We start from the raw sequence: 21,094 nt of genomic DNA, 5'->3' as shown, positions 1-21,094 counted from the left end.
GCGATGGCTGACAAGGGAGGCTTGCCAGAATCGATGAACAGCTATACAATAGGAAAGAAAAACGAACGTGTGTTCGAAATTGAGGTGACTGCTATGTCAACAGATCTATTTAATTACAATGAAGACGCCATCCAGGTGCTCGAAGGACTCACGGCCGTGCGGAAACGACCGGGGATGTACATCGGGTCAACCGACCATCGCGGACTTCACCATCTCGTCTATGAAATCGTCGACAACGCGATCGATGAGGCGCTCGCTGGGTTCGGTGGTCAAATCGATGTGACGATTCATAAGGACGATGCCATCACGGTCCGTGACCACGGACGTGGGATGCCGACAGGAATGCACGCTTCTGGAAAGCCTACTCCAGAAGTCATTTTTACGGTCCTTCACGCTGGTGGTAAGTTCGGACAAGGCGGCTACAAGACGTCTGGTGGACTCCACGGCGTCGGTGCTTCGGTCGTCAACGCTCTCTCGAGCAAGGTCGTCGTGACGATTTATCGTGACGGAAAAGTGTTCGAACAGACCTTTGCAGACGGCGGTGTGCCTCAAACGACACTGATTGAGACAGGCAAGACACGCCAAACCGGCACGAGTGTCTATTTCAAACCGGATGCGACCATCTTCTCAACGACGACGTATAACTATGACACGCTCGCCGAACGCCTCCGTGAATCGGCTTTCCTCTTAAAAGGATTGACGATCACACTCACTGATGAGCGTACGGAGAAGCAAGAGACGTTCCATTACGAGGAAGGGATTGCCGAGTTCGTCCAATACTTGAACGACGACAAGGCGACACTCCACCCAATCGTCTATTTCGAAGGGGTCGAGAATGAGATCGAAATCGAACTCGCGTTTCAGTTCACGGACGCCTATTCCGAAAATGTGCTCTCGTTCGTCAACAACGTCCGGACACGCGATGGTGGAACGCACGAGGTCGGTGCCAAGACGGCGATGACCCGAATCATGAACGAATATGCACGGAAGAACGGTTTACTCAAAGAGAAAGATAAAAATCTCGACGGCGGCGACGTCCGTGAGGGACTCACGCTCATCGTCTCGGTCCGGATCCCGGAAGAGTTCCTCCAGTTCGAAGGGCAGACGAAGTCGAAACTCGGGTCACCAGAGGCACGCGCGAGTGCTGACAGCGTTATGGCGAAACAGTTGACGATCTTCCTAGAAGAGAACCCTCAGATGGCGACGATGCTCATCAAGAAGGCGATTCGTGCGGCTCAGGCTCGCGAGGCGGCTCGAAAGGCCCGTGAAGAGGCACGTAACGGGAAGAAAAAGAAACGTTCGAGCATCTTGAACGGGAAATTGACGCCGGCGACGTCGAAGAATGCCGCCAAGAACGAACTGTTCCTCGTCGAGGGTGATTCGGCCGGTGGTTCCGCCAAACAAGGGCGCGACCGTACGTTCCAAGCCATCCTCCCACTACGCGGGAAGGTCATCAACTCAGAAAAGTCGAAACTTCAGGACATCATGAAGAATGAAGAAATCAATACGATCATCCATGCAATCGGCGCCGGGGTCGGTCACGATTTCGACTTGGATGACTGCAACTTCGACAAGATCATCATCATGACGGATGCCGATACGGACGGTGCGCATATCCAAGTGCTCCTTCTCACGTTCTTCTTCCGTTATATGCGACCGCTCGTCGAGGCGGGCCGTGTGTTCGTCGCCTTGCCACCGCTCTATCGCATTTCAAAAGGGAAAGGCAAGTCCGAACAGTTCGACTATGCCTGGGACGAAGAGGCGCTCGAGAAGCTCGTCAAAGTGTATAAGAAAGGCTATATCCTCCAACGCTACAAGGGTCTCGGTGAGATGAACGCGGACCAGTTATGGGAGACGACGATGAATCCGGATACCCGTACGCTCATCCGTGTCACGGTGGACGACGCGGCTGTCGCGGACAAGCGTGTATCGGTCTTGATGGGTGACAACGTCACACATCGCCGTGAGTGGATCGAGGAGAACGTCGCCTTCGGACTCCAGGAAGATGATTCGATCATCGCCAATGAACATGTGACTAAAGCGATTGAGGAAGTGATGTAACGATGTCGACGATTCAACACATTTTAAACCTATCTCTCGAACAGGTCGTCGGTGACCGGTTCGGGCGTTACTCAAAATATATCATCCAAGACCGTGCCTTACCGGACGCACGTGACGGACTCAAGCCTGTACAGCGCCGGATTCTATATGCGATGCACCATGAGGGGAATACGAACGATAAGCCTTACCGGAAGTCCGCCAAGACGGTCGGGAACGTCATCGGGAACTATCACCCGCACGGTGACTCGTCCGTCTATGAGGCGATGGTACGCCTCTCACAAGATTGGAAACTCCGATATCCGCTCATCGACATGCATGGGAATAACGGATCGATGGATGGTGACCCGGCGGCGGCCATGCGTTACACGGAAGCCCGTCTCTCGAAGATTGCGGGTGTCATGCTGACGTCGATTGCGAAAAATACGGTCGATTATACACCTAACTTTGACGATTCAACAGAAGAACCGCTCGTCTTGCCGTCGCTCCTTCCGAACTTACTCATGAACGGAACGACAGGGATTTCGGCCGGTTATGCGACGGAAATCCCACCGCATAACTTGACAGAAGTCCTCAACCTCGCCATCGCACGCTTGAAGGGCCAGGTCGATACGGCGAAAGACGCACTCGAGTACGTCACGGGTCCTGATTTCCCTACTGGTGGGACAGTCATGGGGAAAGACGGTATCTTAAAGGCGTTCGAGACCGGTAAAGGGAAGGTCATCATCCGGGCGAAGTCCGAGATTGAGCAGCTAAAAGGTGGCCGTGAACAGATCACGATCACCGAACTTCCGTATGAAGTGAATAAGGCGAACCTCGTCAAAAAGATGGAAGAGCTCCGTCTCGATAAAAAAGTCGAAGGTGTCGCGGAAGTCCGTGATGAGACGGATCGGACGGGCCTTCGGGTCGTCATCGAATTGAAGAAAGAAGCGGACGCGGAAGGTGTCCTTCACTTCTTCTTGAAGCATACGGACCTACAGCTCGCCTATAACTACAATATGGTATCCATCGTGAACCGGACGCCGAAACAGATGGGAATTATCCCAATCATTGACGCCTATTTGAAACACGTCGAAGAGGTCGTGACACGCCGGACGACGTTCGAGCTCGAGCAGGCGAAGAAACGTGCCGAAATCGTCGACGCCTTGGAACAAGCCATCTCGGTCCTCGATGAGACGCTCGAATTGATCCGTTCCGCAAAAGATAAAGCGGACGCGAAGAAGAAACTGATGGAGCGGTTCTCATTTACGGAACGCCAGGCCGAAGCGGTCGTCATGCTCCAGTTGTATCGACTCACGAATACGGATATCGTTGAGTTGCAAAAAGAAGCAAAGGCGCTCCAAAAAGAGATTGCCCGCCTCTCAAACATCCTCGAGGTGGACGCGACAAAACGAAAGTTGATCGTGAAAGAACTTACGGCATTGCGTGACGAGTTCGGAGATGACCGTCGTTCGGTCATCGAGTCGGAAGTTGAGGAATTAAAACTGAAGACGGAAGTTATGATTGCTGTCGAAGAGACGATGGTATTCGTCAGCCGTGACGGGTACGTCAAACGTGCCTCGATGCGCTCGTATGGCGCGTCAAGTGACGTTTTACCGGAGATGAAAGAGAAGGATCGTCCGCTTCTCACGACACAAGCCATGACGACGGACCACTTGCTCGTTTGGACGAACAAGGGTAGTTACCTCCTCATCCCGATCCATCAGATTCCAGAATCGAAGTGGAAGGATGCCGGACAACACGTGGCCAACCTCGTTCCGATTGAAGGGGAACAGGTCATCTCGGCAGACGTCGTCTCGACGTTCGATACGGACGCCCATTGCCTCTTCGTGACGAAAGACGGGATGGTCAAACGTACACCGTTACGCGACTACGACGCGCAGCGGAAATCGAAACCACTCATGGCCTTGAAGCTGAAAGGTGACGACGAGGTCGTCTTCGCCGGAATCAGTGACGGTCCAGGGCAGTTGTTCCTCGTCTCAGAGCGTGGATACGGTCTCTGGTTCAAAGAGGATGATGTCCCTGTCGTCGGACAGCGGGCAGCCGGTGTGAAGGCGATGAACCTGAAAGACGGTGACCTCGTCGCCGATGCCTTCTCCTTCTTCACGCCACCGTTATTCGTTCTCGTGACGCAACGGGGAGCGGTCAAGAAGATGAAGCTCGAGGACCAGTTCGACTGTACGAACCGCAACCTTCGGGGGACGATGCTCATTCGTGAGGTCAAATCAAAACCGCACCAAATCCGTCGTGTGCTTCCGGTGCATGGGGATGAGACTCTTCATATCGTCGGAAAAGAAAAAGCAAAACAAGTAAAGACAAAAACCCTTACGCTACTCGATCGCTATGCCAACGGCTCGTTCGTCTTTGACGAAGACTCGTTCGGTGAAATCGAGGACGTGTATCTCGATTAATCAAAAGACCTGTGATTTGGCTGACTCGCCGTTCACAGGTCTTTTTGTCGTAGCCATGTCTCTAGATCGTGTTGTTGTCGTCGATGGTGCCGCGTGTGCATCTCGACCAATTGTTATTCGTATACGTGATGGAAAGCTGACATCAGAGAATGTGGGTTCTGAAAAGGAAGAATGCATCGATTTGCCGAAAAAGACATGTAGGACAAAAGATAGGGGGATCTATATGTCTCAATGGCTGACATGGGCGAAACGAATTCAGGCGCTGTCTCAGGCCGGTCTGACGTTCACGCGTGATCAATATGACCGAGAACGGTACCAAGAGTTACAAGAAATCGCAAGAGAGATGTATGAACGGCACTCGGACTTATCGGACGAGGCCATCTCACAACTCGTTCATGTGGACGGTTATCCGACACCGAAACTTGATGTGCGAGGCGTCATCTTCAAAGATGATCGAATCCTGCTCGTGAAGGAGCGGTCAGATGGGTTGTGGACCTTACCCGGTGGCTTCTGTGAAGTGAATCGCTCTCCTGCTTCGAATATCATCAAAGAAGTAGAGGAAGAGGCTGGCCTGGATGTGATTCCAGTACGGTTGCTCGCCTTGTTCGATATGCATGAACATCCACACCCACCTCTCTCGGAGCATTATTACAAACTTTTCATCGAGTGTGCACTGATTGGTGACGGGGAGGGGAGCGCCGGCGTGGAGACGAGTGACGTCGGTTTCTTTGAACGAGACGATTTACCTGAGCTCTCCCTTGCCCGAAATACGATCGAACAGATTCATATATGCTTTGACGCGCATTGGCAAGAAGAAGACTGGACCACTTTATTCGACTAGGAGGCTCAATGATGCAAGTAAGACGATATGGACATATCCATCAACTGACCTTTTACGCTCCCGTACTGCCAATCAACGTTCAACTGTTTGAGCATGAGCTCGGACTCGTCTTGATCGACACGGCGCTGGAGCGGAACGCGACCGATATCCTATCGTATATCGCCGAGCTAGACAAGCCACTCCTCGCGATATTGTTAACGCATGCTCATGGGGATCATGTCGGTGGGGTGGACACCATCAAAGCAGAGCATCCGCTCGCTGAACTCTTCATCTCCCGACGTGATGCCCGCCTCTTATCGGGAGATCGGTCGCTAGAGGAAGAAGAGCAGAACAAGATTCGTGGTTCTTTGCCGACGATTCGTTCTACACCGGATGCGGTACTAGATATTGGTGAGCGGTTATTCGGTTTACGTGTCCTCGATGCAGCGGGTCATACACCAGGGTCAATTGCGTACTATGACGAGGTAAATCGGGTATTATTTGCAGGTGACGCTTTTCAAACTCAGGGAGGGGCAGCGGTGGCGGGAGATGTTCGGCCGTTATTCCCATTACCAGGACTCGCGACATGGAATCGGTCCGTTGCCGTCGAGAGTGCGGAGCGGCTAGTGGACTTGTCACCACTCCTTACTTTCGTAGGGCACGGTCCGCCACTCAAAGGGACACACCGGCTCTATTTGGCGTTGAAACGGGCGAAACGGAAGCAGGCGAGAAAGTTTATCCGTTAACGGGAGGGTTGCACCATGCAGCTGAAAGAAGTTGCCATTCATCAATTTGAGCAAGCCCAACAGATGCTCGAGATTCAACGTAACGCTTATGCTGTCGAAGCGGAACTGCTCGGGTTTGACGAAATCCCAGCGCGCTATGAGACGATTGATGTCATTCAAAACTTACCAGGCACGAGTTATGGCTTATATATCGAGGAGCGGTTGATTGGGTTTGTCACGGTGGAAGCATCTGAGAAAACTGTTGAAATCACGAAACTATGTATCGACCCGACATACTTTCGGGCGAGACTGGCGACGACGTTACTCGAACACATATTGAGCATTCACAAAGGAAAGTTGATTTACGTGCATACGGGCAAGCATAACGGACCGGCGAAGCGTCTGTATACGAAACTTGGATTTGAACCGAGTGCCGAATTCGAACCAGAACATGGCGTCACATTGATCCGGTATACGCATACGTCTTAAATTCAAATCTCATCTCACTATCATAAGTATACTAAGATAATGAGATGAGATATTATTTTTACTGATAATATATGTTATGTAAACTAATAAAAATAGAGCAATTTTTTCTCTATTTTAAAGCTCCCTATTACTTAAAAATCTTGTACCAATACAAGGTCAACTCGATTTGTGGATTCGCGTATTGTTTGATCGTGTCGACGCCTCCGAGTTGAAATCCCTCTTTTCTATAAAAGCGACATGCAATCAAGTTATCGTTCTGCGCTTCAAGCGATAAGCCGATCAGCTGTTTTTCTTTTGCCCACTGTTTGGCTGTTTCAAGCAACAGTTTTCCGATTCCACGCTTACGATGTGTTTGACGGACCGCGATATTTTCAATGTATGCAAATCGATTCCAATCCTTCACGAGTCGGATTTGTCCTACACATTCATCTGCATCCATCGCTAAAAACAGGATGCGACTGTCATGTTCGATATATTGTTTCCAGTCTAATCGATCGTCCGGAAATGTTATCTCTCTGACTTCTTCATCTAATTCTTCGACATATGTCCATTTTCCATCCATATAACTTGGCATGATTCGTCCGATGATCGGAAAAGGATCATTTGCATCGTTTACAATATGAATATGCGCCTCATCTAAGGCAATGATTTGAATCAAACTCATACGCTCCGCCTCCTCAATATCGATTCTGTCTCACTTAATTTTTAATTCTGTATCATTCGTGTGAATTTAGTATTCATAGGAATGATAACGCTTTATGAATAAACGTTTCAAATTTTAATTTCACCTGTTTAATACATGCTTCACAGTTGCTAGACCGCTGAAGTCATGCTATTTTTAGACAGATGAACCATCTAAGGAGGAATTCTTGTGAAACGAACGACTAAAGGTTTGGCAGCAACTTTATTTTTAGCAATCCCACTTGCTGCTTGTGGTGATGATAGCACGGATCAAGCAGATACGACACGCTGGGAAGAGATTCAAGAAGAAGGCACATTGACGGTCGGTACGGCCGGTACCCTCTACCCCGCTTCTTTCCGTGAAGAAGAGAGTGACACGTTGACAGGATTTGATGTCGAACTCATGAAAGAAGTCGCCAAGCGTCTTGACCTCGAGATCGAATTCAAAGAAACGGCATTTGACAACATGTTGACGAGTGTACAGAACGGTCAAATCGACGTGGCAGCGAATGATATCTCGGTAACAGAAGACCGTAAAGAGAAGTTTGCCTTCTCAAAACCGTATAAATACACGTACGGGACGGCCATCGTTCGCAAGAGCGACCTCTCTGGAATCGAATCACTCGAGGACTTGAAAGGTAAGAAAGCCGCTGGTGAGGCGACGACTGTCTTCATGGACGTGGCTCGAGAATATGGTGCAGAAGATGTCATCTATGACAACGCGACGAACGATCAGTACTTGCGCGACGTTTCAACAGGACGGACCGATGTCATCTTGAATGACTATTACCTTCAGACGTTGGCCCTTGCCTTCTTCCCTGAGTTTGATATCACGATTCACCCGGATATCGCCTATAACCCACAAGAAGTCGCTTTCTTGATGGACAAAGAAAATGACGAGCTCCAGGAGAATATCGACCGTGTACTAGATGAGATGCTTGAAGATGGTACGGTCAAGAAACTATCTGAGCAATTCTACAATGGCGCGGATGTTTCGGTAGAACCAGACGTAGACGCAACAATCGTCGAAACGAAGTAATGACGGCATGACGTTCTCAGATATTAAATGGGACGCCATCTTTGACGTAGACCTGGCGATTCAATCATTTCCTTATCTATTGGGTGGATTACCGAATACGCTTTGGATTTCGTTCGTCAGTATGTTTTTTGGTCTCTTGCTCGGTCTTTTGTTGGCGCTCGGGAAGTTGTCTCCGACACGACTCCTTCGATACTCGTCAACTTTCTATATCTCGTTCATGCGTGGCGTACCCATCTTGATCATTCTGTTCATCCTCTATTCGGGATTCCCGTTCATCGGGATCGAGTTCGCCGCTTTGACGGCATCCATTCTCGGATTCAGTTTGAATTCCGCCGCCTATATCGCTGAGATCATCCGCTCCTCGATTCGTGCGGTCGATGACGGACAGGTGGAGGCGGCTCGTTCACTCGGGATGGGGAAATGGCTAACATTGAAGGGGGTCGTCTTACCACAGGCGACACGGATCGCCCTTCCGCCGCTCTCGAACGTTTTTCTCGATTTGATTAAAGCCAGTTCGCTCGCCGCGATGATCACGGTACCTGAGATCTTCAACAAGGCCAAGATCGTCGGTGGTCGGGAGTTCGACTACATGACAGTGTATATCGTCGTGGCGTTGATCTACTGGGCAATCTGTACGTTCATGTCCTTCTTCCAAGAATGGCTCGAACGTCATTTTGAACGATATTTAGATACTCCGAAACGTTGACTGACTGGCTTATGCCGGTCGGTCTTTTTTAGTGAATTTGATTTTTGATACATCTCCTGAACCGATTATGCTATGATTTTCTTAATTATCAGAAAAATATAGGGGGATTTTGAATGAACCATCCATGGGTTTCACATTTGAATGATCAAGTCATTGGTCAATCGAAAGCCATCAAGCTCGCTTCGATTGCGCTACTCTCGGGAGGTCACGTTTTACTCGAGGACCGTCCCGGCACAGGCAAAACTACACTCGCCCGTAGTTTAGCAAGCTCCATCTCGGCGACATTCCAGCGTGTACAATGTACTCCGGATACATTGCCGAGTGACATATTAGGAATGGAGTTGTTCAATCCGACGACCGGGGCGTTCGAACGCCGGACGGGTCCGATTTTCACGTCGATTCTACTTGTCGATGAGATCAACCGGACGACACCACGTACACAATCCGCGTTGCTCGAGGCGATGCAGGAACGTCAAGTGACACTCGGGGAAGTGTCGCTCAAGTTACCGGAACCATTCTTTATGATTGCTACACAAAACCCGTTCGACGGGCAAGGGACGTTCCCGCTCCCGCAGGCTCAATTGGACCGTTTCTTATTCAAATTGACACTTGCTCCCCTCTCACGAGATTCCGAACGACGACTGATTCGCAATGAGCATCTCGCTTCAGAATCCTTCTCTCTGCAACAGGACGAATTGTTAAAGATGCAGCAAGAGGTACGAGATGTCCGATTCCACGAGGCGATGGAAGATTACTTGCTGGATTTGATGGAATCGCTCCGTCACCATCGCGACATCGAGGTCGGACCAAGTCCACGAGCGACGCTCGCATATACGATGGCGGCTCGGGCTCATGCCTATATGGAAGGACGGGACTATGTCTCACCGGAAGATATTCGGGCACTCGCGCTTCCGATTTTAGGGCATCGAATCGTCTTGACGGTTGAAGCATCGCTGAAGACGAAGCCGTCAAAGTTGATCAAATCTGTACTCGAGACCATCCCGGTCCCCTCAGAGGTGTAAGATGCAGTTAGTCAGCCCACGCTATCTCGAGTCCGGCTATATGTGGCTCCTGTTCGTCGTCGGGGTCTTCACGGCACTTTATGGGAACGTCTTGATTGCCAGTCTATTGATTGGATTCAGTCTCTATGCACTGGTCATGCCATCTTTTATGTTTCGATTGGCAGAACAAATCCATGTCGACCTCACTGAGGAGATGAAACTCTTTCCGAATGACGAGGCCGTCTATGTCTTGAAACTTGTGTCGACGGCAAAAGTCCCGCTTGGCGTTGTCCGCCTATCCGGCTATTTGCATCCGACCGTGGAATCAGAAGGACATGCGTTTTGGCGTCAGGAGAACTTTGTCGAGACGAATGCGACTGTCGACTTCACAATCCCGCTCCATGCGAAGAAGCGTGGTCCCATCCGCCTTGAGGCTATCGGGATGGAAATTCGGGATCCGTTACGCATGTTCTCGCTCTATAAAGAGGACTCACTCCCACGCATCGGCTATGTCTTCCCTGAGTTTTCGCCCTATCCGATTCCGAAACGTCCCCCTACTCTCCCAGGTGAGGAGATGGTTCGTCATAGTGCCTATCGTGACCCGGAGACGTTCCAATCGGTCACTCCATATCATGGGCAACCGATGCGACAGCTATATTGGTCTGCCTATGCGAAGACGGGCGAACTGCTGGCCCGTACCGAGCAACCGGTACAAGCAAATGAATATGTCATCGTCCTCGACTTGTTGACGAAGGATGGGCGTGCCCTCACCTATCAGATGGAGCGCCTCATCTCGCAAGCTGCCGCATTATGCCGTGATTTCGAGAAAGAAAATGCGAGTTACGGTCTGATTGTCCCGACGCTTACGAAGGATGGAATCACGTATGACCTTCAACCGGGAAGTGGTGAGGTACATTTTCGGAAGATTATGACGACGTTCGCTTGTCTGTCCGAGAGTGATTTTCCGCTTGCTCGCTCCTTGTTTGAACGAAAGGTCGCCAAATACAGTGGGAATCAGTCGATTCTCCGCTTGGGGGGTGACGGTCAATGAGATGGTTATGGTGGGTCTTCGCAGCATTTTACATCGGGCACGTGTTTCCATTGCTCTTCTTATTGACACTTCGTCTCCCTCGGAATACACAACTGATTGTGCAGACGATCATGAGCGTCGGTGCCCTTTATTTCTCTTATGAGATGAGCATCATGCTTTTGATATTCACATACGTTCATGCATTCATTCGGACGTTGGATTGGACGGACCGTTACGCGATGGCGAGCGTATTGTTTTTGGTGGCGGACTGGTTATTCCCCCCGGCATCGCAATCGCTCGCGATGGTGCTCTTTCCGTTCATCTTTTTGATTTGGCAACGAAACCTGTATTACCGTCGCGACTACAAGCGGATGGTGACGATGTTGACCGTCGGCCTAGGCATCGGGCTGATTGTCTCTCTCATCATTCGTACGATTAAAGAGCTATTGTTTGGTAATGTCGTCGCCTGGATCACTCCATTCTTTTTGTGGATTGGGAGCTGGTTTGATGGAATCGTACTCGACCCGAATGATCGCGTAAACCGCTTCCTCGTACCGAATAACCCGAACCTAGATGCGGAGACAGTGGCGCAAGAGACATTGCTCGCGTCCGCATCGAATAACTCGCTGTTCTATATCGGAGTGTTTGTAATGATCTTGCTTCTTGGAGTAGGATTGTTCTTCTATCTGCAGAAGCGAAAAGACATCCAGGAAGATGGAATGATTCCTAGGAGTATTCACCACCCGACACTCTCAGATAAGCGGATTGTCCGCTCGCCTCGCCAGATTCGCCTTCTTGAGACGGGACGAAAGTTAGAACAGCAGCACCCACGTCTTCGGGAAGAGACGGTGGCTGATTGGTTGCAGCGAATCGAGTTCACGGACCACAGGCTTTATGCAGATTGGTTAGAGGCCGCAGAGTATGGGGACAAGGAAGCGCCACAAGCAATCAGTGATTCATTCGAACGACTCGTTGAACAAGTTAATAAACGCTAAAAAACATCCGGCAGAGGAGTTCCTTCTGACCGGATGTTTTTCATTATAAAATTGGACTGAGAAGGCGGGACACGCTCTCTTTGAAGCGAATCCAACGTGTCCTCGATTCATAACGTTCGATGGTTAGCCGCTCAGCGCGTGCCTCGTCTCGCTCGAACGCATCGATGACGGACTGAGCGATGGCTTTGTCGAAGACAAGCGCTGAAATTTCAAAGTTGAGGCGGAAACTTCGGGCGTCGATGTTCGTCGTCCCAATTGATGCGACTTCTCCGTCAATGACGAGCGTTTTCGCATGAAGGAATCCTTCCTCATACGTGAACACTTCTGCCCCGTAACGTACGAGCTCCGCAGCGTTCGCATAGGTCGCCCAGTAGACAAACATATGGTCGGGCTTGTTCGGGATCATCAGTTTGATCTTAGTACCCGCCATCAGGGCGATTCGACAGGCATCAAGGAAACTTGCATCCGGGATGAAGTAGGGAGTCTGGATATAGATACATTCTTTCGACTGGGTGATCATTTTGACGAGCATATTCTTTAAATGCTCCGTCGACGAGTTTGGACCCGATGTCACGATTTGAACCGGGGACGCATGACGAGCAATTCCTTCGATTGGCCAAACAAAGTCGTCTTTCTGTGCCTTCGTTCGTGTCGGGACAGAGCGATTCCAATCCAGGATGAATCGTTCGAGCAATTCCTTAACGGCGTCGCCTGAAATTCGTAAGTGAACATCTCGCCAATAACCGAAATGCTCATCCTTTCCAAGATACTCATCCCCGACGTTGAAGCCGCCGATATAACCAAGTTCTCCGTCAACGACGCAGAGCTTTCGGTGATTTCGATTGTTGACGCGGAAGTTGATGTCGAGTTTGGACGGAAAGAACGATTTGACTTCCCCACCGTGGGCCAGCAGGTCCTTAAAGTGTTTGTGCCTCAGTCCCCTCGAGCCTACCGCATCGTAGAGGAGTCGGACACGTAATCCTTGTTTTGCCTTTTCGGTCAATAAGCGAATTAACGATTGACCCAGTGCATCGTTTTGGATGATGTAATACTGAATGTTCACTTCTTTCGTCGCCTGTTCAATATCTCTAAACAGTAGATCAAACTTCTCTTTTCCGTCGTGAAGGACGTCGATATCGTTCTGGAAAGACATCATCGCATTCGTCGATACGAGATTCAATCGTGCGAGTCGTCGGTGCTTCAATAGAAGTGGATGATTGAACGGTGCCATGGATTGGTCCAATTGGTCAAGTTGCTCCGCCACATGATGATGATACGCTTCACGTTTCTCTTCTTCGACTTCATAAAAGTTTTGAGATTTGATCAATCGACCGAAGAAGATGTAGACGAAGAATCCGATGAGAGGCAAGAAGAAGAGGACGAGTAACCACGCCCAAGTCGTTCCAATGTCACGCCTTTCAAAAAAGATAATGGTGATTGCAAACGTGAGGTTAAGCAATAAGATGAGCCAAGTCATGATGACGATAATGAGTCCGATAGTCACTTCCATGGTATCCCTCCCTTTTTTCAATTTTTACCCGAAATCAGACTATCTTAGCAAATGTTTTTCCTGATTTGGGTATACATTAATGAAGAAGTGAAGAAACGGGGGAAGCTTATGGAAGACATGATGATTGGGTTCAGCTTACTTGTCCTCATCGGTGCACTTTCGCAGTGACTCGCTTGGCGTTTTGACTTCCCAGCCTTCTTGATTATGACGGTTGCAGGGATGCAAATTCAAAGCATGGACATATGCATATTCTGAAACAGCTTCGTGAGTTTAAAGAGAACATTTCGATTTTACTGGTTTCGACAGTCTTCATCATTCTGACGGCAAGTTTGACACGTGATAGTTTACTCGCCATTTTCGACTGGCCTCTCCTCTTGTCGATTCTCGGAATCTTATTTTTTGTCCGACCGATCTCGGTGCAGACGTCGCTCCTCGGTTCTCCACTATTCGTGCAAGAACGGGCACTCATCACCTGGATTGCCCCTCGAGGTATTGTTGCGATGACGGTGACCGGTTTCTTTGCACAAGAGATTGCCGAACTGGGAATTGAAGATGCGGAACGGATGTTGCCAATCACACTCGGTTTAGTCGTAACCTCTGTCGCCCCACATGGATTGACGATTAAACCACTCGCGAAGCGACTCGGACTGACGAAAGTGAAGAATCCTTGGGAGAAGATATAGACAAAAAAAGACACCGCCCGATGGCAGTGTCTTTAATCAGCTTGAATTAGTTCAAGACTTTGATTGTGATTGATTGGCGACCGAAAGCAAGTGCTTGCTCTTGTGTCGGCATCAAGATATCGATTTTGTTTCCTTTGATGGCACCACCAGTGTCTCCTGCGATGGCTTCTCCGTATCCTTCAACCCATACTTTAGAGCCGAGCGGAATGACAGAAGGGTCAACCGCGATGACTTTTTGGTTCGGGTTCGAACGAACGTCGATTCCTGTCGCTGTGATACCAGAACATCCTGCACAATATGGTGTATAAGCTGTCGCTTCCACTGTCATTGTCTGACCTGAAGCCGGAGCTTGGGTTTGCGTTGTAGACGATGCAGTTTTCGTAACTGGTGCTGATGTCGATGTCTTCGGTGTTGTTGTCTTCGCATCATTCGCTACAGATGCAGCGGCTGCACCTTTCACGGCGAACTCTTGTCCAGGGAAAATAAGATCTGAATTAAGACCGTTCCAAGTCATCAATTGATTGACAGAGACCCCGTGGTTCAATGCGATACGATAAAGTGTATCACCTGATTTAACTGTATACGTTTTAGATGCAGTAGAAGCTTGTGATTTCGCTTCTGCCTTTCCAAGTTTCAAGACTTGGTTCGGATAAATCATATTTGAGTTTAAGCCGTTCGCTTGTTTGATGTCATTTACAGAGACGTTGTTGTTCACGGCGATACGATAGAGTGTATCTCCAGACTGAACTGTGTGTGTTGATGCTGCCGAAGCTGGAGCAGCGACTCCTAAACTAAGGCCAGCGAGTGCCGTTAGTGTCAATAGTGGTTTTTTCATAAGAATATTCCTCCCTTTTCTAACGCCCCCTTACTGTAACACCTGTATATTTCACAGCGATTACAGGACGATATGAGAGTGTTATCAGTTCATTTACAGAACAATTCACGAGGATGAGAGGATTCAGAAAATTGTTTTAATCCATAAAAACGGCTTTCTAGAGCCATTCTAAGATATAATAAGGAGAGAAATAAGGAGGTTTTGGTCTTTGGAACTATTACTGCTATATTACATTGTGACTAATTTACTAGCGTTTGTGTCATATTTTGTCGATAAACGACGGTCTCGCGTGGGAGCTTGGCGTATTTCGGAGCGAACATTGCTGACGATGGCTTGGATTGGTGGGGCGTTCGGTGCTTATGTGGCGATGCGCATCTTCCGACATAAGACATTGAAGCCGAAATTCCGGATTGGGGTACCTGTCGCGATTCTCGTGCATGCTGCGTTCACAGGATGGTTGATCTTTTAATCCTTATATAGAAGAAACTTGATCACATCTATTATTGGATGGTGATGAGAAATATCGGGTTCGTCCCATTTCATGCTCGTTCTAAAGTGTTTCTCCGTGAACAATCGAAATGAAATGTCGGGAAAATTCCGAAATGAGGAGGAAGACTATTTTGAATAGTATCGAGATGATTCGTCACGGCCCATTGACTCTACGGGTGACGGATCGCTTCACTGTTCTTTTGTGCGAGTCTGGGACGTCCGTGATTTTGGTGAACGGAATGCGCCTTACTCTTCATTCAAGAGAAGCCCTTCTCTTGGCTCAAGGACAAAGTGTGATGGTGGAGAAAATCGAGGAATCGTCGCAGATGAGGCTTCTTGAGTTTGATCCGGACGAATTGTTCCATCCCGAGTTGGCGAAACGATATGTAACACCGTATCTTACTTCCGAAAAATCCATACATATGTTAAAGCAGGAACGCGTGAATCAATCGATCATTCAGACGATTGAACGCGCTGTGCAACATCTATCTGCGGACGGACCACTCGCATTGATGGATGCCACACTGCAGTGTACGGTCATCTGGCGCTATTGGATTCAGCAAGAGGGTGAAGTGATGAAGAATGAGAACAAACGGGAGAGCCTTCGTCTGATGCTCGCTTATATCGAGTCTCATCTAGAATATAAGCCCACGTTAGCTCGAATCGCGACTGCGGGTAATGTAAGTCGCAGTGAATGTTGTCGGTTGTTTACTACGTTCGGGAACACCTCTCCACTTGCGTATGTCCAAGTTAAAAGGATGGACCGGGCCGCAACTCTATTAATGGATTCGATTGAATCGGTTGCTGACATCGCCAATCGCCTGAGCTACTCAAGCGTCAGTCACTTCGTACAGACATTCAAAGCACATCATTCGATCACCCCGCTCGCCTATCGAAAACAATACCAAAGGAAAAGAGCCGAGTAATTTCGGCTCTTTTCCTTTATCTTGCGGTCCATCCACCATCTGCCTTCAAAACATCACCATTCACGAAGCTCGAATCATCCGATGCTAAAAAGAGGGCGACGTTCGCGATTTGTTCGGGCTCACCCATCGGCGCTTCCCCCGCACCTTGGATGGCACGCATCCCGAGTTCGCTCGGTGCCGTGATGGTTGACCCGATATTCGTATTGACCCCACCCGGTGCGATGGCGTTGGCACGAATCTTACCGAGCGTGCCATGGGTCGCCGCGATGTTCTTCGTCAATCCGATTAACGCATGTTTCGATGCGACATACGCCGCGCCCCCGCGAGTGCCGAACAGTCCTCCGACGGACGCATTGTTGATGATGACGCCACCACGATCCTGTTTCTCCATCACTTGGATGGCGGCACGCGCTAATTTCATCGGTCCGGTCAAATTGACGCCAAGGACTTTGTCCCATAGTTCATCTGTCACTTCCCCCACCGTCAGGAAGTTGTCCATGATTCCCGCGTTATTGACGAGAATGTCGACCGATCCGAACGTGTCTTTCGCCGTACCGATGAGGTTGTCGACATCCGTTTGATTCGTCACGTTACCAGCAATGCCAAGAACTTCCCCACCCGCTGCTTTGATTTCATCAACCACCGCCTGCACAGCATCTTCATTCAAGTCGAAGGCGACGACCCGTGCGCCTTCCTTCGCAAACAGTTTGGCGATGGCCCGCCCCATGCCTGAACCTGCGCCAGTGACGATTGCCGTTTTTCCTGAAAGCTTCATTCCTCATTCCTCCTTTAAAGGTCAGAACGTATACGATGTGTGATGACAGTAATCTGCCTGTCACTATGATATACCCACATTTGGTCGGGAGCCTCCTGAGAAACATGGCGATTTTTCTTCAATTGACTCCCAGCAATCTTTATACTTGAATAAAAGCCACTCTATATAAAGGAGAGATGACGTGAGACAGTTCCATGCAACCGTCCATGGTCGAGGTGAACCGGTTCTTTTTCTTCCCGGTGGGGGATTCACTGGGTCACAAGGCCAATTATTTGCCGAAGCATTACATAACGATTTCGAAGTTCACCTGTTAGATCTACCTGGGTTTGGTGAGAGTGAGGGACTACATACATATGCGACCTCAAAAATACTCGCGGACTGGATCGAAGCATACCGAACTTCACGACAACTGGAGTCCATTCGTTTGATCGGACACTCGATGGGGGGTGCCATCGCCCTGGCGTATGCGGTCCATTACCCAGACCAGGTCAGACGTTTGATTCTCCTCGACCAAGGACATAAGCCGAATGCCATGATTCCGTTTCGTGAATATGGCATCTTCGGATTCGCTTTGCCGCTTTTGCGACTGCTGTATCACAACGTACCACTGAGCTTCTTGAATTGGATCGAAACGCAGGCGAGCCAACGTGTCTCTATCTTTTCCGAAGAACAGTTCCAACTGTTCTGTCAACGGATCGGAGTCGAGCCGACGGCATCGATTCGTTCTGCTGTCGAGCAATCGGCCCGTCTTTCGACCGGTGGCTTACACTTGTTGTTTGGTTATGATGGATTGGATTTTAAGGACTTGTTACGACGCGTCCAAGTCCCGACGCACCTGTATTATGCGGATTTCACGGGAATTGATTTGAAGGAGGCGAAGCGAACGCTCCATCATGTCAAACGAGCGGAACGACACCTTCACCCCTCTGTACAATTGATTGCCATACCAGGTGGACACTTCGTTCAGTGGAGCCGTCATTTCTCGATGGAAAACGTTCTGCGGTTCTTACATACATAAAACAAGACAGCGGAGAGGTTTCCGCTGTCTTGTTCGTCATGATGCCCAGTCGTGGCGCTTTAGCCAGTCGTGAAGTTGATGCTGTAGCTCAGGATGGAGCGGTTCACTGAGTTGTGAACGATAATGTTTTTTCACGTCCAAAATACTCATCTCACCATCGAAATGTTTCAACATATGGTCCATGTCCTTAATCTTTTGTACCTCGATATGCTCTACGTGAAGTGCGGCGAGCTCATCTAGATGCTCGACGTCCGTTTGAACGTCCCGGTCTCCTGTCAGTGCGAGCGTCGGAATGTTCAATTGAACCAATCGTTCTCGAAGTGACACGTCTGTGTGTGTAAGATGCTCCCGTAACCATTTGGCAGGGAACTTCATCAGCTGGATCCGCATCGTATCCTGATCCGTTGTTGTGACGCGCTCGAACAGTTTTTGTTGTTTCCCGACGACCGACTTCTCATTCAAGCTAAAGCGAAGCAGTTTACCCTTGATCCCTTTCGTACGTCCCACTTCTTCGAGCAAAGCATGTGCCTGTTCCTGCATGCTCGTCTTCAAGGCGACACCGGCACCAGACAACAGGACGAGACCAGAAACGGATTCACGTTCTGCTGCGAGTGTCGCGACGATACATCCTTCGCTATGGCCGAGAAATAAAACGTCTTGTGAGACATGGTCATGAGATTTCAGATAACGGACGACCGCCGACACGTCATCAACGAGTCCTGTTAGACCGACGCTATGTCGATTGCCACCACTCTTGCCAATCCCCCGTTTGTCATAGCGTAATGTGATGAATCCTTGTATCGTCAGCCATTCTGCTAAGTCTTTATACAAGTTTGACTTGAAGCCGGTACCGTTTCCGTCACGGTCCAATCCTCCCGTCCCTCCGATGAGGACGATGGCTGGAAAGGACGACCGTTCCTGATCGGGTGTCGTTATGGTGGCAGCAATGGTTGTTTCCCCTTGAATCAACACATTTTCTTGTTTATACATCATCCATCTCCTCCTTTTCTTCAACCGGCATGAACGCGTAGGAGAATTTCCGCAACGTACGTTCTTCAGATGGTTCATGCTCGAGCACTCCCTCTAAGAGATCGTAGAGACCTCTTAGGAATCGATCACTCTCGGCATCAGACAGATAAAGTGGGATACTCCGAAAGCCGACCTTGTTTACTTGAAGGTCGATTTTGTCCCGCTTTAAATAGTCTCCGAAATCCATGAGCAGTGACATCGCGAACGTATAACAGACCATGTACAGTTGCTCTCGGTCTTCCTCCTCAACAATCTTGTTGATACTAGTTAAAGGATTGTTTTGAATCGCATACACTTTCTCATACACCCCGCGAACTTTATTTTCGCTCATGACAGATAAAATCTCGTCTTGTACCATTTTGTTGATATGGCGATAGAGGCTCGCTTGAGGAACATCGGGAAGTGCTTTTGCTAAGTCTCCGGTCGTGACTCCTTCATTCATCAGAACGTGTTGAAAGATTTTCATACGAATCGGGTTCAATAAACTTTTTAAGACATCTTGATTCATTGATTCCACCTCGATGTTATCATATTTGATAATATTATTATTTATGATAATATCATGTGGTCGAATCGTTGTCTATGTCCATATAAAAAGCCGCCCTCGTATGGCGGCTGATTCGATGCATGATATATGATCACCGTTCACAGGCGATTCCGTCTTTGTCGCGGTCTTTTGATTGATTCGCGTCATATAAGGCTTTATTGACATAAGGTTTATAACGCGTCTTTCCACCTTTGTTTTTGGTCGTCTTCGATTTGGCCACGCCCCCTTTATACACTTTGTTCATCTCCGTGCAGTTTTTGAAGCGTTTCGCCGCAGCATCGACCGAGTCTGTCGGTGTTGCCGTCAATCCAATCATAAGAATGAACGTCGATAATGCCAGTGAGACTTTTTTCATCAAACCCCTCCTCTTACAAGTTATATCGGGTAAATTTGTGTGATATTTATCATTGAATGAGTGGATAAAAAATTCTTTCCGACACTGATGAAGTTCATAAGAGATATTTGATGTTAATTTTTCTCTACGACACGTCGCACGATAGAGAAGAACACTTGGTTCGGCAGATAACGCTTCAGCGCGATCAACAGTCCTGCTTGTTTACCCGATGGATAGCGGAGACGCTTCTTCCGGTCGGTCGCTGCACGCCAAATCGTCTCGGCGACGACGTCCGGACCTTCAGCGTTCGCACAAGCGGCATTCGTGTTATGGAGTGCGACTTCTGTATAGTCATCATATACATCGAGCGGTTGGTCACGCACGAGTTCTTGGGAACGACCGTAAAAGTCTGTTTTAATCGGCCCCGGCTCAATCAATTTCATGCCGATATTGAACGGTGCCAACTCGAACTGAAGCGATTCGATGAATCCTTCAATCGCCCATTTTGAACTGTGATACAAGCTATAGATTGGGAATGTGATCTGTCCACCGACGGAAGAAACGGTTATGATTCGACCGCTCCGCTGTTTGCGGAATTATGGGAGTGCTGCCCGAATCACATTCATGACCCCGAATACGTTCGTATCAAATTGCCGCTGAATCTGTTCGGGAGAGGCTTCCTCGAAAATTCCGACCGCTCCGTATCCAGCATTTTTCAACAACACATCCATCGTTCCATGATCCGAGACGATTCGTTCAAATGCCTCTCGGATACTCGTCTCGTTCGTCACATCTAGCTGATAGAGCGACACCCTTTTCAGGTTAGACAGTTCTTGATGGTCTTCAGGTCTTCGCATCGTCGCGGCGACATGCCAGCCTCGTTTGCTGAACAGTTCGACCGTTGCCCGACCGATTCCGCTCGATGCTCCTGTGATGACGATGGTTTGTTTTTGCTACATATCCATTCTCCTTTAATGTTTATATGTTTGAACT

The 21,094-nt window shown here is 49.0% G+C and carries 21 protein-coding genes and 1 pseudogene; 14 read left to right on the top strand and 8 right to left on the bottom strand.

The window, feature by feature from the left end:
* Window positions 1-93: 93 nt before the first annotated feature.
* The 5 genes from parE (at window position 94) to KNO68_RS04085 (ending at window position 6,503) form a co-directional block, all read left to right on the top strand.
* Window positions 94-2,061: a DNA topoisomerase IV subunit B gene (parE, locus tag KNO68_RS04105; RefSeq protein ID WP_078147927.1), complete on the top strand. Its 1,968-nt coding sequence runs from the start codon at window positions 94-96 to the stop codon at window positions 2,059-2,061.
* Window positions 2,062-2,063: 2 nt separating this feature from the next.
* On the top strand, window positions 2,064-4,469 hold the full coding sequence (gene parC / locus KNO68_RS04100; RefSeq protein ID WP_031423681.1) for a DNA topoisomerase IV subunit A: 2,406 nt from the start codon (window positions 2,064-2,066) through the stop codon (window positions 4,467-4,469).
* A gap of 223 nt (window positions 4,470-4,692) precedes the next feature.
* Window positions 4,693-5,310: an NUDIX hydrolase gene (locus KNO68_RS04095; RefSeq protein WP_215112106.1), complete on the top strand. Its 618-nt coding sequence runs from the start codon at window positions 4,693-4,695 to the stop codon at window positions 5,308-5,310.
* Between the two features lie 11 nt (window positions 5,311-5,321).
* Window positions 5,322-6,035, top strand: a complete 714-nt coding sequence (locus tag KNO68_RS04090; protein WP_214684260.1) for an MBL fold metallo-hydrolase — start codon at window positions 5,322-5,324, stop codon at window positions 6,033-6,035.
* A gap of 15 nt (window positions 6,036-6,050) precedes the next feature.
* On the top strand, window positions 6,051-6,503 hold the full coding sequence (locus KNO68_RS04085; RefSeq protein WP_012726325.1) for a GNAT family N-acetyltransferase: 453 nt from the start codon (window positions 6,051-6,053) through the stop codon (window positions 6,501-6,503).
* A 127-nt stretch (window positions 6,504-6,630) separates the two neighbouring features.
* Here the strand turns inward: KNO68_RS04085 and KNO68_RS04080 are convergent, their stop codons facing one another.
* Window positions 6,631-7,167 carry a GNAT family N-acetyltransferase gene (locus tag KNO68_RS04080; protein ID WP_215112105.1) on the bottom strand — a complete coding sequence of 179 codons (537 nt, stop codon included), beginning with the start codon at window positions 7,165-7,167 and terminating at the stop codon, window positions 6,631-6,633.
* A 207-nt stretch (window positions 7,168-7,374) separates the two neighbouring features.
* Between KNO68_RS04080 and KNO68_RS04075 the strand changes: the two genes are divergently transcribed.
* From KNO68_RS04075 to KNO68_RS04055, 5 genes are all read left to right on the top strand, one after another.
* Window positions 7,375-8,223, top strand: a complete 849-nt coding sequence (locus tag KNO68_RS04075) for a transporter substrate-binding domain-containing protein (RefSeq protein ID WP_215112104.1) — start codon at window positions 7,375-7,377, stop codon at window positions 8,221-8,223.
* 7 nt (window positions 8,224-8,230) lie between these two features.
* On the top strand, window positions 8,231-8,929 hold the full coding sequence (locus tag KNO68_RS04070; RefSeq protein ID WP_215112103.1) for an amino acid ABC transporter permease: 699 nt from the start codon (window positions 8,231-8,233) through the stop codon (window positions 8,927-8,929).
* A gap of 113 nt (window positions 8,930-9,042) precedes the next feature.
* Complete coding sequence (locus tag KNO68_RS04065; RefSeq protein ID WP_012726321.1) at window positions 9,043-9,951, top strand: AAA family ATPase; 909 nt, start codon at window positions 9,043-9,045, stop codon at window positions 9,949-9,951.
* A gap of 1 nt (window position 9,952) precedes the next feature.
* On the top strand, window positions 9,953-10,981 hold the full coding sequence (locus tag KNO68_RS04060) for a DUF58 domain-containing protein (RefSeq protein ID WP_012726320.1): 1,029 nt from the start codon (window positions 9,953-9,955) through the stop codon (window positions 10,979-10,981).
* Window positions 10,978-11,955: a hypothetical protein gene (locus KNO68_RS04055; RefSeq protein ID WP_214684264.1), complete on the top strand. Its 978-nt coding sequence runs from the start codon at window positions 10,978-10,980 to the stop codon at window positions 11,953-11,955. Before KNO68_RS04060 ends, KNO68_RS04055 begins: the two co-directional genes overlap by 4 nt.
* A 43-nt stretch (window positions 11,956-11,998) precedes the next feature.
* Here KNO68_RS04055 and cls read toward each other — a convergent pair whose 3' ends face one another.
* Window positions 11,999-13,465, bottom strand: coding sequence for a cardiolipin synthase (gene cls, locus KNO68_RS04050; protein WP_215112102.1), 1,467 nt, complete (start codon window positions 13,463-13,465; stop codon window positions 11,999-12,001).
* 242 nt (window positions 13,466-13,707) lie between these two features.
* On the opposite strand from cls, the gene KNO68_RS04045 reads away from it, so the two are divergent.
* The gene (locus KNO68_RS04045) at window positions 13,708-14,148 is read left to right on the top strand and encodes a cation:proton antiporter domain-containing protein (protein WP_251024840.1); all 441 of its coding nucleotides are present in this window, start codon (window positions 13,708-13,710) and stop codon (window positions 14,146-14,148) included.
* A 46-nt stretch (window positions 14,149-14,194) separates the two neighbouring features.
* Here KNO68_RS04045 and KNO68_RS04040 read toward each other — a convergent pair whose 3' ends face one another.
* On the bottom strand, window positions 14,195-14,983 hold the full coding sequence (locus KNO68_RS04040) for a LysM peptidoglycan-binding and 3D domain-containing protein (protein ID WP_214812605.1): 789 nt from the start codon (window positions 14,981-14,983) through the stop codon (window positions 14,195-14,197).
* A gap of 208 nt (window positions 14,984-15,191) precedes the next feature.
* Between KNO68_RS04040 and KNO68_RS04035 the strand changes: the two genes are divergently transcribed.
* Window positions 15,192-15,452 carry a DUF1294 domain-containing protein gene (locus KNO68_RS04035; RefSeq protein ID WP_214731507.1) on the top strand — a complete coding sequence of 87 codons (261 nt, stop codon included), beginning with the start codon at window positions 15,192-15,194 and terminating at the stop codon, window positions 15,450-15,452.
* 151 nt (window positions 15,453-15,603) lie between these two features.
* Window positions 15,604-16,398 carry a helix-turn-helix transcriptional regulator gene (locus KNO68_RS04030; RefSeq protein ID WP_215112101.1) on the top strand — a complete coding sequence of 265 codons (795 nt, stop codon included), beginning with the start codon at window positions 15,604-15,606 and terminating at the stop codon, window positions 16,396-16,398.
* Between the two features lie 16 nt (window positions 16,399-16,414).
* Here the strand turns inward: KNO68_RS04030 and KNO68_RS04025 are convergent, their stop codons facing one another.
* Window positions 16,415-17,173, bottom strand: coding sequence for a glucose 1-dehydrogenase (locus KNO68_RS04025; RefSeq protein ID WP_215112100.1), 759 nt, complete (start codon window positions 17,171-17,173; stop codon window positions 16,415-16,417).
* A gap of 181 nt (window positions 17,174-17,354) precedes the next feature.
* Between KNO68_RS04025 and KNO68_RS04020 the strand changes: the two genes are divergently transcribed.
* A complete protein-coding gene (locus KNO68_RS04020; RefSeq protein ID WP_215112099.1) occupies window positions 17,355-18,191 on the top strand; it encodes an alpha/beta hydrolase in 837 nt (278 codons plus the stop codon).
* A 36-nt stretch (window positions 18,192-18,227) separates the two neighbouring features.
* Here the strand turns inward: KNO68_RS04020 and KNO68_RS04015 are convergent, their stop codons facing one another.
* The 4 genes and pseudogenes from KNO68_RS04015 to KNO68_RS04000 all read right to left on the bottom strand — a co-directional run bounded on the left by KNO68_RS04015 (window position 18,228) and on the right by KNO68_RS04000 (window position 21,042).
* Complete coding sequence (locus KNO68_RS04015) at window positions 18,228-19,181, bottom strand: alpha/beta hydrolase (protein ID WP_214812602.1); 954 nt, start codon at window positions 19,179-19,181, stop codon at window positions 18,228-18,230.
* Entirely contained in the window at window positions 19,174-19,728 is a 555-nt protein-coding gene (locus KNO68_RS04010) for a helix-turn-helix domain-containing protein (RefSeq protein WP_215112098.1), read from the bottom strand. Before KNO68_RS04010 ends, KNO68_RS04015 begins: the two co-directional genes overlap by 8 nt.
* 130 nt (window positions 19,729-19,858) lie before the next feature.
* The gene (locus KNO68_RS04005) at window positions 19,859-20,083 is read right to left on the bottom strand and encodes an excalibur calcium-binding domain-containing protein (RefSeq protein WP_370149069.1); all 225 of its coding nucleotides are present in this window, start codon (window positions 20,081-20,083) and stop codon (window positions 19,859-19,861) included.
* Between the two features lie 152 nt (window positions 20,084-20,235).
* Window positions 20,236-21,042: pseudogene (locus KNO68_RS04000) on the bottom strand (SDR family oxidoreductase).
* Window positions 21,043-21,094 lie beyond the last annotated feature (52 nt).

The sequence above is a fragment of the Exiguobacterium sp. s75 genome (assembly GCF_018617145.1).
GTDB classification, from domain to species: Bacteria; Bacillota; Bacilli; order Exiguobacteriales; family Exiguobacteriaceae; genus Exiguobacterium; species Exiguobacterium profundum.
The sequence above is the reverse complement of the archived record's forward strand: the minus strand, read 5'-3'. Positions and strand labels throughout refer to the sequence as shown.

Coding starts and splice junctions, on each gene's coding strand:
- parE (WP_078147927.1), top strand. CDS start 94: ATGTCAACAGATCTATTTAATTACAATGAAGACGCCATCCAGGTGCTC.
- parC (WP_031423681.1), top strand. CDS start 2,064: ATGTCGACGATTCAACACATTTTAAACCTATCTCTCGAACAGGTCGTC.
- KNO68_RS04095 (WP_215112106.1), top strand. CDS start 4,693: ATGTCTCAATGGCTGACATGGGCGAAACGAATTCAGGCGCTGTCTCAG.
- KNO68_RS04090 (WP_214684260.1), top strand. CDS start 5,322: ATGCAAGTAAGACGATATGGACATATCCATCAACTGACCTTTTACGCT.
- KNO68_RS04085 (WP_012726325.1), top strand. CDS start 6,051: ATGCAGCTGAAAGAAGTTGCCATTCATCAATTTGAGCAAGCCCAACAG.
- KNO68_RS04080 (WP_215112105.1), bottom strand. CDS start 7,167: ATGAGTTTGATTCAAATCATTGCCTTAGATGAGGCGCATATTCATATT.
- KNO68_RS04070 (WP_215112103.1), top strand. CDS start 8,231: ATGACGTTCTCAGATATTAAATGGGACGCCATCTTTGACGTAGACCTG.
- KNO68_RS04065 (WP_012726321.1), top strand. CDS start 9,043: ATGAACCATCCATGGGTTTCACATTTGAATGATCAAGTCATTGGTCAA.
- KNO68_RS04060 (WP_012726320.1), top strand. CDS start 9,953: ATGCAGTTAGTCAGCCCACGCTATCTCGAGTCCGGCTATATGTGGCTC.
- KNO68_RS04055 (WP_214684264.1), top strand. CDS start 10,978: ATGAGATGGTTATGGTGGGTCTTCGCAGCATTTTACATCGGGCACGTG.
- cls (WP_215112102.1), bottom strand. CDS start 13,465: ATGGAAGTGACTATCGGACTCATTATCGTCATCATGACTTGGCTCATC.
- KNO68_RS04045 (WP_251024840.1), top strand. CDS start 13,708: ATGCATATTCTGAAACAGCTTCGTGAGTTTAAAGAGAACATTTCGATT.
- KNO68_RS04040 (WP_214812605.1), bottom strand. CDS start 14,983: ATGAAAAAACCACTATTGACACTAACGGCACTCGCTGGCCTTAGTTTA.
- KNO68_RS04025 (WP_215112100.1), bottom strand. CDS start 17,173: ATGAAGCTTTCAGGAAAAACGGCAATCGTCACTGGCGCAGGTTCAGGC.
- KNO68_RS04015 (WP_214812602.1), bottom strand. CDS start 19,181: ATGTATAAACAAGAAAATGTGTTGATTCAAGGGGAAACAACCATTGCT.
- KNO68_RS04010 (WP_215112098.1), bottom strand. CDS start 19,728: ATGAATCAAGATGTCTTAAAAAGTTTATTGAACCCGATTCGTATGAAA.
- KNO68_RS04005 (WP_370149069.1), bottom strand. CDS start 20,083: ATGATTGGATTGACGGCAACACCGACAGACTCGGTCGATGCTGCGGCG.